The 12,840-nt window shown below is 73.0% G+C and carries 11 protein-coding genes; 4 read left to right on the top strand and 7 right to left on the bottom strand.

Annotated elements, in window-relative coordinates:
- Positions 1 to 11: 11 nt before the first annotated feature.
- From ACZ60B_RS36360 to ACZ60B_RS36330, 7 genes are all read right to left on the bottom strand, one after another.
- The gene (locus ACZ60B_RS36360; protein ID WP_469394849.1) at positions 12 to 1,316 is read right to left on the bottom strand and encodes a M20/M25/M40 family metallo-hydrolase; all 1,305 of its coding nucleotides are present in this window, start codon (positions 1,314 to 1,316) and stop codon (positions 12 to 14) included.
- On the bottom strand, positions 1,309 to 2,142 hold the full coding sequence (locus tag ACZ60B_RS36355) for a M55 family metallopeptidase (RefSeq protein WP_469394847.1): 834 nt from the start codon (positions 2,140 to 2,142) through the stop codon (positions 1,309 to 1,311). The genes ACZ60B_RS36360 and ACZ60B_RS36355 overlap by 8 nt, the downstream gene beginning before the upstream one ends.
- A 255-nt stretch (positions 2,143 to 2,397) precedes the next feature.
- On the bottom strand, positions 2,398 to 2,745 hold the full coding sequence (locus ACZ60B_RS36350; RefSeq protein ID WP_469394845.1) for a DoxX family protein: 348 nt from the start codon (positions 2,743 to 2,745) through the stop codon (positions 2,398 to 2,400).
- A 153-nt stretch (positions 2,746 to 2,898) separates the two neighbouring features.
- Complete coding sequence (locus ACZ60B_RS36345) at positions 2,899 to 3,624, bottom strand: class I SAM-dependent methyltransferase (protein WP_469394843.1); 726 nt, start codon at positions 3,622 to 3,624, stop codon at positions 2,899 to 2,901.
- Between the two features lie 184 nt (positions 3,625 to 3,808).
- Positions 3,809 to 6,268: an ATP-binding SpoIIE family protein phosphatase gene (locus ACZ60B_RS36340; protein ID WP_469394841.1), complete on the bottom strand. Its 2,460-nt coding sequence runs from the start codon at positions 6,266 to 6,268 to the stop codon at positions 3,809 to 3,811.
- A 223-nt stretch (positions 6,269 to 6,491) separates the two neighbouring features.
- Positions 6,492 to 8,900 (bottom strand): MFS transporter, encoded by a 2,409-nt coding sequence (locus ACZ60B_RS36335; protein WP_469394839.1) that lies wholly within the window; start codon positions 8,898 to 8,900, stop codon positions 6,492 to 6,494.
- 163 nt (positions 8,901 to 9,063) lie between these two features.
- The gene (locus tag ACZ60B_RS36330; protein WP_152889584.1) at positions 9,064 to 9,507 is read right to left on the bottom strand and encodes an SRPBCC family protein; all 444 of its coding nucleotides are present in this window, start codon (positions 9,505 to 9,507) and stop codon (positions 9,064 to 9,066) included.
- A 267-nt stretch (positions 9,508 to 9,774) separates the two neighbouring features.
- Between ACZ60B_RS36330 and ACZ60B_RS36325 the strand changes: the two genes are divergently transcribed.
- From ACZ60B_RS36325 to ACZ60B_RS36310, 4 genes are all read left to right on the top strand, one after another.
- On the top strand, positions 9,775 to 9,981 hold the full coding sequence (locus ACZ60B_RS36325; protein ID WP_469394836.1) for a hypothetical protein: 207 nt from the start codon (positions 9,775 to 9,777) through the stop codon (positions 9,979 to 9,981).
- Positions 9,982 to 10,143: 162 nt separating this feature from the next.
- Complete coding sequence (locus ACZ60B_RS36320; RefSeq protein WP_469394834.1) at positions 10,144 to 11,748, top strand: alpha/beta hydrolase; 1,605 nt, start codon at positions 10,144 to 10,146, stop codon at positions 11,746 to 11,748.
- A gap of 157 nt (positions 11,749 to 11,905) precedes the next feature.
- Positions 11,906 to 12,304, top strand: coding sequence for a RidA family protein (locus ACZ60B_RS36315; protein ID WP_469394832.1), 399 nt, complete (start codon positions 11,906 to 11,908; stop codon positions 12,302 to 12,304).
- The gene (locus tag ACZ60B_RS36310; protein ID WP_469394830.1) at positions 12,301 to 12,825 is read left to right on the top strand and encodes a GNAT family N-acetyltransferase; all 525 of its coding nucleotides are present in this window, start codon (positions 12,301 to 12,303) and stop codon (positions 12,823 to 12,825) included. The genes ACZ60B_RS36315 and ACZ60B_RS36310 overlap by 4 nt, the downstream gene beginning before the upstream one ends.
- The last annotated feature ends 15 nt before the right edge of the window (positions 12,826 to 12,840 follow it).

Below are 12,840 nucleotides of genomic sequence, written 5' to 3'. Positions count from 1 at the left end.
CCCCCACTCGCCTAGACCGTCCGCAGGAACCGGTCGAGAACACGGACGCCGAAGTGGAGCGCCTCCACCGGGACCCGCTCGTCGACACCGTGGAAGAGGGCCTGGTAGTCGAAGCCCTCCGGCAGCTTCAGCGGCGCGAACCCGTAACCGGTGATGCCGAGCCGCGAGAACTGCTTGGCGTCCGTGCCACCGGACATGCAGTACGGCACCACGTGGCCCTCGGGCGCGAACTCCTCCACCGCGGCACGCATCCGCGCGAACGTCGGGGAGTCCACCGGCGCCTGGAGGGCGACCTCCCGGTGCTCGAACTCCCACTCCACGTCGGGCCCGGTCAACAGGTCCAGGGTGCTGCGGAACTCGTCCTCGCCGCCGTACAGGAAACGCCCGTCGACGTAGGCGACGGCCTCGCCCGGGATGACGTTGAGCTTGTACCCGGCCTCCAGCATGGTCGGGTTGGCGCTGTTGCGGACGGTCGCCTCGACGAGCTTGGCGGCCGGGCCGAGCTTGTCGAGCAGCCTGTCCACGTCGGACAGGTCGGTGTCGACGCCGTACAGGGCGGCGAGTTCGGTGAGGGCGGCGCTCACCGTCGGGGTGAGCCTGAGCGGCCACTCGTGCTCGCCGATGCGGGTGACCGCGGCCGCCAGCCGGGTCACCGCGTTCTCCCGGTTGACCTTGGAGCCGTGCCCGGCCCGCCCGCGCGCGGTCAGCTTCAGCCAGCCCGTGCCCCGCTCGCCCGCGGCGATGGGGTAGATCTGGCGGCCGCCGCCGTCGTGGAAGGTGAACGCGCCCGACTCGCTGACGCCCTCCGTGCACCCCTCGAACAGCCCGGCGTGCCGGTCGGCGAGGAAGCCGGAGCCGTCCTCCGCGCTGGCCTCCTCGTCCGCGGTGAACGCCACGACGACGTCCCGCCGGGGCCGCACCCCGTTGCGGGCCCAGTCCCGGACCACGGCCAGGATCATCGCGTCCATGTTCTTCATGTCGACCGCGCCGCGCCCCCAGACGACGCCGTCGCGCACCTCGCCGGAGAACGGGTGCACGCTCCAGTCCTCGGCCTGCGCGGGCACCACGTCGAGGTGACCGTGGACGAGCAGCGCGTCCGCCGAGGGGTCGGTGCCCTCGATCCGGGCCACGACGTTCGTCCGCCCCGGGGTCCGCTCCAGCAGCACGGGTTCGAGTCCGGCGCCGGCCAGCTGCTCGGCGGCGTACTCGGCGGCGGGCCGCTCCCGGCAGTCCCCGCCGCCCCGGTTGGTGGTGTCGATCCGGATCAGGTCGGACGTGAACCGGACGACCTCGTCCAGAGCCTGCTGGTCAGCCATACTGTTCCTCCACCGCGGCCGAGACGATCGTGGTGACCGCCTTGAAGCTGCGGATTCCCTCGTACATGGTGTCGCTGGTGTAGGCGACCTTCCGCTCCCCGGTCCGCTCCACGCCCGGCACGACGGTGGCCGCCATCGCCAGATGCTCCGCGTCGAACTCCAGGGCGATCGTGAAGGGCCCGGCGGAGACCGGTTCGTGGCGCACCGCGAGCGCGGCCGCCTCCTTGGCCGCCGCCCGGATGTCGGCGGCGGTCCTGGCGGGGGTACGGCACACGGCCGCGTACCGCGACACATGGTCCTTGACCGCGACCTTCCGGGCCTCGGGCGCGTACCCGAGGGCGTCCTCACAGGCCACGTCGTCGCCGGTGACCAGGATGACCGGCACCCCGTACTCGGCGACGACGTTCGCGTTGAGCAGGCCCTCGCTGGCCCGTACGTCGTTCAGCCAGACCCCGGTGATGGAGTTCGCGAGGTAGGTGTGGGCCAGGACGCCCTCCGCGCCGGCGGCCGCGTGGTAGCCGACGAAGGCGATGCCGTCCACGTCGCCGTGCTGCACGCCCTCCACCATGGACAGCGACTTGTGCCGCCCGGTGAGCATCTCGGCCCGCTCGTCGAGCCGCTCCAGGAGCAGGTTGCGCATGCTCCAGTGGGCCTCGTTGACGATCACCTCGTCGGCACCGCCGTCGAAGAAGCCGAGCACGGCGGCGTTCACGTCCGAGGTGAACATGGCGCGGCACCGCTCCCACTGCGGGGTCCCCGGCAGCACATCGGCCGGCCAGGTGACGCCGGTGGCACCCTCCATGTCGGCGCTGATCAGGATCTTCATGGTGCGCCACGTTACGCGCCGACGGCGGAACCGGCCAGGATCCGTTTCCGTCGACGGCCCGGTCACGCCCCGGCCGGCCCTCCGGCACGACCCGGCACCGGCGAGAAGGCGGGCCGGGAACGGGCCCGGAGCGGGCCCGGAGCGGGCCGGGGGCGGGCCGGGGGCGGGCCGGGGGCGACCGCTGGAGACATCGGTCGCCCCCGGTGCAGGCGCTCGGGCAGCCGGGCGCTCGGATGTGCTCGGGCGCCCAGGTGCTCAGGCCGTGAGGGCCAGGACGACCGAGGCGGCCGCCGGGGCCGCGTACAGCAGGGGGAACGGCACGTGCGAGAACCAGCGGGCCCGGACCACGGTGACCACCGCCCCGGCGAAGTACAGCACCAGGCCGATCCCGGCCAGCACGCCGAGCGGCCGCACGAGCAGACCCGCCAGCAGACCGACGGCTCCCGCGGCCTTGGCGAGACCCAGCGGGGTCCACCACGAGCGGGGGACCCCGTACTGCGTCAGCGGTTCGACCACCCAGGCCGCGCGGAGCAGGAGGGAGGCGGCGGAGAAGCCCGCCATGGCGGCTCCCAGCACGGTGACGACGACATATGTGGTGGACATGGCAGTCTCCTCGTCGGTGGCGCCCGGTACCGATCCGGGCGGCTTCCGCAACTTCCGTCGCCCCACTGACTCCGCGTGGCCCGGGAGTGTGACAGGAGGAGGTCTCACCGGTGGGTGACGGTGGTCACAGCGCGCCGGTCCCCCACCCGGTGGTCACGCCGGGCGGCCCACCACCAGCCACTTCGACGGCAGCTCGACCCGGGTGCCGTCGGGCATGAACTCGGTGGTGAGAAGAGGGAGTTCGCCGTCGGCGAGGACGGTGAGACCGGCCGCGGCCAGATGGCCGGGTACCGCGTCGTCCTTCACCTTCATGGGGGCGATGCCGTGCCGGAAGATCGGCGCGAGCTTCGGCGGCGGGCCCGAGGGGCCCTGCGCCAGACCGCCCAGCACGGCGCCCGCCGCCTCCACCGGCTCGACCAGGAACGCCCGGCCGCGCTCCCCGACCAGCGTGGCGATCCCGTCCACCAGGGGCTGCCGCCCGTCGGGCTCGCACTGGTGCAGCACTCCGCGCATATAGACGTTGACGTCGCCGAGTTCGGCGTGGAGCGACTCCGTCGCGCTCTTGTCCACGGCGTCGAGCTGCCGGTACGACGCCCGGCCGGCCGGGTCCGCGCGACGGGCGTGCTCCAGGGCCGCGGCGGCCAGGTCGACGCCGACGACCTGCGGGAAACGGTCGGCGAGGAAACGGGTCTGGGTGCCGTTGCCGCAGCCGAGGTCCACCAGCGGCAGCCCGGGATCGGCCAGGTACGGTTCGAAGAAGGCGAGTTGGGGGCCGACGGTGAGCACGGGCCCGGCATCCCAGAACACGGCTCCCGGTTCGCCGGAGGCCTCGCGCCAGAACCCTTCCCAGGCCTCTCGGTACCGACTCGTCACGCTCATGCCCAACTCCCCAGGATCCGAAGCCGATCCGCCATAAGTGACGGGCCGGTACGGTCTATCGCTCCCGAGGCGCGGCGACAAGTGCGGTGGCCGTTCCTTCACGCCGCGTTCGAGTCGCGTACGCCGGCGCGCGCCGGACGCACCCGCTCAGCGGCAGCACAGGGCAGCGGCAGGACAGGGCCGGTCAGCGGCGGGGCAGGGTCAGTTCGAACCAGACGGTCTTGCCCGCGCCCCTGCGGCTGGTGCCCCATTCGCGGGCCAGTGTGCTCACCACGCGCAGTCCGCGCCCGCGCTCGTCGTCCGGACCGGCGCTGAGCAGGGTCGGCAGGTCGTGGTCGTCGTCGTCGACCTCGCACAGCAGGGTCTCCCCGTACACCAGGCGCAGGACGACCGGCCGGCCGTGGGAGTGGCGTACGGCGTTGGTGACGAGTTCCCCGACCAGCAGTTCGGCGCTGTCGGCCTGCCGGGCCAGGCCCCAGTCGTGCAGCTGCTCACGGACCACGGCGCGGGCCCGGCGGACCTCGGCCGGGTCGAGGGCGAGACACCACTCGGCGACCTTGTCGGGGGCGATGCCGTTGAGCCGGGCCATCAGCAGGGCCACGTCGTCCTTGCGGCCGCCGCGGGTGTTCAGGGCGCGGATGATCGTGTCGCAGGCGTCGTCCATGGAGGCCGCCGGGTGGGCGGCGGACTCGCAGAGCGTCGCCAGCCCCACGCCGATGTCCTCGCCGCGCATCTCCACCAGCCCGTCGGTGCACATCACCAGCCGGTCACCGGGCTCCACGCGCACGCGCACCGACTCGAAGGGGACCCCGCCGACGCCGATCGGCGCGCCGGTGGGCAGGTCGAGCAGCTCACTGCGCCCGTTCCCGGCGCGGACCAGGACGGGCGGGATGTGACCCGCGTTGGCGAGGTGCAGTTCACCCGCGATGGGGTCGTAGACGGCGTACAGACAGGTCGCGAGGTAGCCGTCGCCGAGCCGCTGGGCGAGGTCGTCGAGGTTGCGCAGCAGCTGCGCGGGCGGCAGGTCGAGCGCGGCCATGGTCTGCACGGCGGTGCGCAACTGCCCCATCATCGCGGCTGAGTTGAGGCCGTGTCCCATGACGTCGCCGACGACCAGGGCGGTGCGGGCGCCGGGCAGCTTCACGGAGTCGAACCAGTCGCCACCGATCCGCCCCAGCAGCGTGCCGGGCAGATAGCGGGTGGCGATGTCGCAGCCCGCCATGCGCGGCGGGATGTGCGGCAGCATGCTGTCCTGGAGGGTCTCGGCGACGCTCTCCTGGTAGGTGTACATGCGCGCGTTGTCCAGTACGAGGCCCGCGCGGGCGGCGAGTTCGGCCCCGGTGACCCGGTCCATGTCGTTGAACTCGGCGCGCTCGGGGTGGCGCAGCAGGATCATGAAGCCGAGGACCACCTGGCGGGCCTTGAGCGGCACGACGAGCATGGAGCGGCCGGTGATCAGCGGCCGGATGTCGCGCTTCTCGAACTGCGAGGCGATGGCGTGGCCCAACTGCTCGCCGATACGCGGCACCAGGACCGGTTCGCCGCTGGTCATGCACTGGAAGAACGGGGTGTGCGCCGGGAACGGCATGGCCTCGCCGACCGGCACGACGTCGTCCCAGCGGCCGGGTTCGTCGGTGTGTTCGAGGGCGACCCGGTGCCACAGGGTGGTGGTGTCGGGGACGCCGTCGGGGAAACCCTCACCGGCGACGACCTGTTCGCGCAGATAGGTGCCGGCGACGTCGGTGAAGCGGGGCACGACGGCCCTGCTGACCTCGGTGATGGTCCTCGCCAGGTCGAGGGAGGTGCCGATCCTGCCGCTGACCTCGGTGAGGAACTCCAGGCGTTCGCGGACGGCGGCGTACTCCAGGTCCTCGGCCTCGTCGGCGGAGTCCGCGGGCAGGGGCAGGCCCTGCGCCACGGCGCGGGCGGCCCGCTCGCGCCGTGCCTTGCGCTCGGCGCGCCGGGGCACGCCCCAGTCGGGGGTGACGGGCACCCGGTCGTTCTGACTGAACTCCAGGATCGGATAGCCCAGTTCGAGGACCTGGGCGACGATCCGGGCGCCTTCGCCGACGCTCATGCTGGGCAGGATCTCGGGCAGCCGCCGGGCGAGCTCCTCGGCCCCGGGGAAGTCGGTGTGCAGGGCGAAGGCGGGTGCGATGCGCTCGAAGTCCGTACCGGGGTCGGGCTCGTCCGGGCGCAGTCCGTCCGCGTCGGCGGCCAGCACCAGCAGCCGCTCGGTGCCGGGGCCCACCAGCGGGTACGCCCACCACAGCACGTCGACGCGGTCGCGCTCGGGCACGGAGAGGCGGGCGCGTCCGGCGGCCGGGTAGGACAGCCGGCCGTCGAGCGAGGACTCCAGGCCGGGGCCGGGGCCGTCGTCCGCCGCGAACCCGTCGAACGCGGTGGGGGCGTCGTGCTCGGGCAGAGCGCCGGAGACCGGGAGCAGGTCGAGGGCGGACCGCCCGATCGCGTCCTCCTTGGCCGCGCCGAACAACCGGCGTGCGCCCCTGCTCCAGTGGGAGACCAGACCGTCCCGGTCCACGACGACCACGGCCAGCGGGACGCGTCCGGTCGCGACGTGACCCGCGGGAGGTGCGCCCCACTCGGTGCCGCGGTCGGTGTCACGGTCGGTGCCACGGGACATGGTCCAGGCCCTCTCTCCCCACGGCTCCGCAAGATCTGTGCCGCCATCCTCCACCGTAAGGGGGTGGCCGCCGGGGATGTGCGGCAATTCTGGAATTCGTTCCACCGCACCGCGCCGACGCGCAGGTCCGGGCCGTACCGCCTCTCCGGCGCGCGGATCCGCGCCCCTCTCCGTACCCCGCGCGCGCTCCGGCGCGCGGGTCCGCGTCCCGCCCGGTGCCGGGTCAGTCCTCGTGGCCGAGCTGGAGGTCGCGTTCGGTGCGCCCGCCGCCCGCCATGTGCAGCACGGTGGCCACGGGCGGGTATCCGGCCGCGATCACGGTGTACTCGCCGGAGGACAGGTCGACGAACCGGAACGTTCCGTCGGGCCCGGTGGTGAGGGTGTCCACGACGTTGCCCGCCGCGTCGAGCAGGGTCACCCGCGCGTCCTCGACGACCCGGCCGCCGCCCGCCCGCACGGTGCCGCGCAGCACGGCGCCGCCCGCGAGCTCGACGTCCTGGCGGGTCTCGCGCGAGGCCTGGACGGTGACGGGCAGGGCGGCCGGGCGGAAGGCGGGCGCGCTGGCGGCGAGGGTGTACTCGCCGGCCACCAGCTCGGTGATGACATAGCCGCCGTCGCGCCCGCTGCGGGTGGTGCCGACGACCTCGCCGTGGACGTTGGTGAGGGTGACCGCGGCGTCCCGCACGGGGGTGCCGTCCGCGGTCAGCACGGCGCCCGCGAGGCGTCCGGCGCCGCCGAGGACGACGTCCAGCTCGACGGGCCGCTCGCCGACGGTCACCGAGACGGCCTGCGGCTGGTGCCCGCCCGCGGCGGCGATCAGGACGTACGATCCGCTGCCCGGCGTCGACAGGGCGTACCGCCCGTCGTCGCCGCTGGCGCCCCGGCCGATCTGTGCCCCGGAGACGTCGATGAGGGTGAGGGCGGCCCGGGGCACGGCGGTGCCGTCGGGGTGCTGCACGGTGCCGCAGACGGGGATGCCCGCGGTGTGGGGCGAACGGGCGTGCGGGACTGCCGCGTTCACCCGGGCGGGCTCCGGTGCCGCGCCGTTCGCGGGGGTCTGGTGGGAGGCTGCGCTGGTCAACAGGGGGGTCTCCTTGAGGAAGCAGGCGATGAGCAGGCCGAGGACGAGCACCGGCACCAGGTACAGGAAGATCCGCGGCATGGCGTCGGCGTAGGCCCTGATGTAGGCGTCGCGCAGCGCCGGGGGCAGCGCGTGGACGAGTTGCGGGGTGAGGGACTCGGGGTCGGGCAGGCGGGCGCCCGCGCGTGCGGGCAGACGCCGCGCGAGGGCGTCGGCGAGCCGGTCGGCGAAGAGGGTGCCGAAGACCGCGGCGCCGACGCTGCCGCCGATCTGCCGGAAGTAGTTGTTGGCGCTGGTGGCGGTGCCGAGGTCGGCGGGGCGCACGGCGTTCTGCACGGCGAGGATCAGCACCGGCATCACCATGCCGATCCCGGCGCCGAGGACGGCCATCCAGACGCTGTAGTGCAGCCTGGGGGTGTCGACCTCCAGCCGGGACAGCAGCCACATGCCGAGGGCGGAGAGCGCACCGCCCAGGACGGGGTAGATCCGGTAGCGGCCGGTACGGCTGATGAGCTGCCCGGAGACGATGGAGGCGACGACGATGCCGCCCATCATGGGCAGCATCAGCAGCCCGGACTCGGTGGCGCTCGCTCCGTCGACCATCTGCAGGAAGGTCGGCAGATAGCTCGCGGCGCCGAACAGGGCGACGCCGACGACCAGGCCGACCAGAGCCGTGACGTTGAAGACGGGGTCCCGCAACAGCCGCAGCGGGAGCAGGGGTTCGACGGCGCGATGCTCGGTGAGCAGGAACAGGACGGTGGCGACGGCCGCTCCGGCGCCGAGGCCGAGGACGACGCGCGAGCCCCACGCGTACTCGGTGCCGCCCCAACTGGTCAGCAGGACCAGGCAGGTGGAGGCCGCGGCGAGCAGCAGGGCGCCGAGGACGTCGAAGCGCGGCCTGACCTCGGGCCTGGGCAGGTCGAGCACGACGGTGACGACGGCGAGCGTCACCAGGCCGAAGGGGACGTTGACGTAGAAGCACCACCGCCAGGAGAGGTGGTCGGTGAAGTAGCCGCCGAGCAGCGGGCCCGCCACGGAGGCCAGCCCGAAGGCCGCTCCGATCAGGCCCATGAAACGGCCGCGCTGCCGGGGCGGCACGATGTCCGCGATGATCGCCTGTACGCCGATCATGAGTCCGCCCGCGCCGACGCCCTGCACGGCGCGGAAGGCGATGAGCTGGTCCATGGTCTGCGCGCGGCCGGCCAGCGCGGAGCCGACGACGAAGACGAGGATCGCGAACTGGAAGACGCCCTTGCGGCCGAGGAGGTCGCCGAGCTTGCCGTAGACGGGCAGTCCGATCGTGGAGGTGAGCAGATAGGCGGTGATCGCCCAGGACATCCGGTCCAGGCCGTGCAGCTCGCCGACGATCTTCGGGAGCGCGGTGGCGACGATCATCTGCTCCAGGGCGGCCAGCAGCAGCGCGAGCATCAGCGCGCAGAAGATCAGGCGCACCCGGCGCGGGGCCGGTCCGGCGGCCGCGGCGGGGCCGGCGGCGGGGGTGTCCGGGGGCGCCGTCACCGGGCCGTCCTGCACCAGAGTGATCCCGCCCACGTACCGCTCCCCTCGTCGCACCCGCCGCGCAATTGCCGCTTAAAGCGACAACTGCGGGCAAGCGCGACGAGTTACGGCGCGACGGCGACCGTCGAGGAGATCCACCCGAACCGGTGAGGGAGGCAACGCCCCCTCGATTCCGGCCCCTTGGTTCCCGAGGAGCCTACTTCTCCATCTCCGCGGCGAGGTTGGCGAGGATCGCGTCGTAGATCCGGCCGAGCCCCTTGGGCGCGAACGTCTTCTCGAAGAAGCCGCCGATGCCGCCGGCGCCCTTCCAGGTGGTGGTCACGACGACACGGCAGGAGCCCTCGCCGGCCGGGGTGACGCGCCAGGTGGTGACCATGGAGGAGTTGCGGTCCCGCTCGACGAGTTCGCCGTCGGTCGGCTCGCTGACCTCCAGCAGGCAGTCACGCACCCGCTTGCTGGTGGCCTGGAGCTTCCAGTGGACGAGGGTGCCCTCTCCGTCGCCGCCCTCGCGCACCTCGTACTCGCTGAAGTGTTCGGGCAGGAGCTTGCCGCGCGTGCCGCTGTAGTCGGCGAGGGCGTCGAACACGTTCTCCGCGTTCGCCGCGACGACCCGCTCCGTGGTGGCCTCGACCTGCGCCATTTGCTTCCTCCAGCACCTGAGTTCTCGGGGTTGGGGCAAGCCAACCACCCCTGTCCCCGGCCGCCCAAATCGGGGTCTCGGAAGTGATCGAACGGTGCGCACGAGGCGATCGGGATCGACACTCGCACGATCACGGGAACACATGTTCTAATCTGGGGGCGACGCCGCCGAGGAGGTGTCATCCGCGGGCCCGAGGACGGCGAGCCGCCACCGCACCCGCCCACCTCCGTGCACTTCTCGGTGACCCGATTCCGCGGGAGAGGTTCGATGCTCAGCACACCGGAAGCAGACAACGCCTGGAAGGGCATGGCGAGGGCGATCCCGAGCCTGGATCCGCCCCGGAGGGAGGCGGGGAAGGCAGCCTACGCCGCCCTGCTCCAGGGCGAGGGCGGGCACCCCGGTCCCGGCGCCGCGGCCGAGCAGTGGCTGCTGCTGCGCGAACGCACCAGCAGACGCCTGACCGACACCCGCTGACGCCCCGTCCGCACCCTTCGGTCCCAGGGGCGTTCGAGGGATCCGGCGGACCAATCGGGTCAAGTATTGTGATAACGCGTTCTTCCGAGCGTAATTTTCGGGACGATGCGGCGTGGATCGTGAACCTCGCGGTCCGACCCCTCCGTCCTGGGAGCACTCCACATGAGAAAACGCGCAGCCGTGCTGTGCGGTGCCGCCGTCGTCATGGCCGGAACGCTCACAGCCGTGCCCGCCGACGCGAGCCCGTCGTCGACCGCGGGAGCCGCCCACGCCGCCGAGGCCTCCGACGTCGCCGAGGCCGCCAAGGTCACCTGGAAGAAGTGCGGCACGACCGACTATCCGACGCTCCAGTGCGCGTCCCTCAAGGTGCCGCTCGACCACGCGAACCCGCGGGGCCGGCAGATCTCGCTCGCGCTGTCCCGGGTCCCGCACACCGCGAAGAAGTACCAGGGTCCCCTGCTGGTCAACCCCGGCGGCCCGGGAGGCAGCGGGCTCAAGCTCGCCGGGTTCGTCGCGACCTCGCTGCCCAAGGCGGTGGCGGCGCAGTACGACGTGATCGGGTTCGACCCGCGCGGGGTCGGCGCGAGCAAGCCCGCCCTCGACTGCAGGCCCGGCCACTTCAAGCCGGTGCGCCCGGACACGGTGCCCGTCACCCCGGCCCTGGAGAGGGCCAACGTGAACCGCGCCAAGGCGTTCGCCGCCGCCTGCGGCAAGAAGTACGCGAGCGTGCTGCCGTACATCGACACCGTCAGCGCCGTACGGGACATGGACTCCATCCGGCAGGCCCTCGGCGCCCGGAAGCTCAACTACTTCGGCTACTCGTACGGCACCTACCTCGGCGCCGTGTACGCCAAGCTCTTCCCGCGGCACGTCCGCCGCCTGGTCCTCGACTCCATCGTCGACCCCACGGGCGTCTGGTACGACGACAACCTCGCCCAGGACCACGCCTTCGACGACCGGCACCGGGCGCTGATGACCTGGATCGCCAAGTACGACAAGACGTACAGGCTCGGCACCGACCCGGCCAAGGTCGAGGCCAGGTGGTACGCGATGCGGGCGGCGCTGGCGAAGAAGCCGGCCGGCCGCAAGGTGGGGGCCTCCGAACTGGAGGACACCTTCATGCCCGGCGGCTACTACAACGGCTACTGGCCCTACCTCGCCGAGGCGTTCTCGGCGTACGTGGTGAAGCACGACCCCGAGCCGCTGGTCGAGGCGTACCAGAACTTCGCCGCCGTGGACGCCTCCGGCGAGAACGGCTACAGCGTCTACACCTCGGTGCAGTGCCGGGACACCTCCTGGCCGCGCGACTGGAACCAGTGGCGCAAGGACACCTGGGAGGTCGCCGAGCAGGCGCCGTTCATGGCCTGGAACAACGCCTGGTACAACGCGCCGTGCGCGTTCTGGCCGACGCGCTCCCGGCAGCCGGTGAACATCGCCAACGGCCAGCTGCCGCCGGTCCTGCTGTTCCAGGCGACGGACGACGCGGCCACCCCCTACCAGGGCGGCGCGACGGTCCACCGGCTGCTGGCCCGCTCCAGCCTGGTGGTGGAGCAGGGCGGCGGCAACCACGGTGTCACGCTGAGCGGGAACACCTGCCTGGACAAGCACCTGGCGGCCTACCTGACCGACGGCACGGTGCCGCGCGGTCGCGGCGAGGCCGACGCGGTGTGCAAGACCCTGCCCGACCCGAAGCCGCTCACCTCGAAGGCGGCCTCCACCTCGGCACGCGGCTCGGCCCTGCACGGCCTGCTCGGCTACCGCGGCTGACCGACCGGTCCGCCCGCCCCGGCCCGCCCGGACTGCCGCACGCGGCGGACCGGGCGGGCCGGATCGCGTGGCCCGGCGGGCCACGGAGGCCGGCCGGGCGGGCCGGGTGGGGGAGCCCGTCGAAGGCGTTGCCGACGGGATGGTCCAGGATGGACGCATGAGTGAACCGACCAGGATCGCCGCTCCCGACGGGGTCGCCCCCGCGGCGCAGTACAGCCATGTCGTCACCGCCACCGGCCGGCTCGTCGCGGTCTCCGGCCAGGTCGCGCTCGACGAGGACGGCGCGCTCGTCGGCGCGGGCGACGCGGCGGCCCAGGCCCGCCAGATCTTCCGGAACCTGCGGCACTGCCTGGCCGCGGCCGGAGCGAGCTTCGACGACGTCGTCAAACTCACCTACTTCGTCACGGACATGGCCCAGATGCCCGCGATCCGCGCGGCCCGCGCCGAGCACATACCCGACGACCGGCTGCCGGCCGCCTCGGCCGTGCAGGTGGCCGCGCTGGTCCGGCCCGAGTTCCTGATGGAGATCGAGGCGTTCGCCGTGGTGGACGCGTGAGCGCACTCGTCGTCAGGGACATGGAGTTCGCCGACTGCGACCGGGTCTCCGAGATCCGCGTCCGGGGCTGGCAGAGCGCGTACCGGGGCCTCGTGCCGCAGGCCTACCTCGACGGTCTCAGCGTGGCCGCGGACGCCGAACGGCGGCGCACCTGGTTCACCCGGGGCGACGGCCGGGTGGGGAACCTGGTCGCCGAGCGGGACGGCGAGCTCGTCGGCTGGGCGGCGCACGGACCCTACCGGGACGGCGAAGTGCGCACCGAGGACGCCGAGTTGTACGCGATCTACGTCCACCCCGGGCACTGCGGCGGCGGGGTCGGCCGGGCACTGCTCGCCGAGTCGGTCCGGCTGCGCGCGGCCGCCGGGCACCCCCGTATGTTCCTGTGGGTGCTGAGGGAGAACACCGGCGCCCGGCGCTTCTACGAGCGGGCGGGCTTCCGCGCGGACGGCGCCGAGGAGCCGTTCGAGGCGGGCGGGGTGGAAGTCCCCGAGGTGCGCTACACCCGGGAACTGACGGGCTGACGGCCGCGAAGGCCG

The organism is Streptomyces sp. NPDC104096, assembly GCF_055584385.1.
This window is presented reverse-complemented; position numbering and strand designations above follow the sequence as displayed.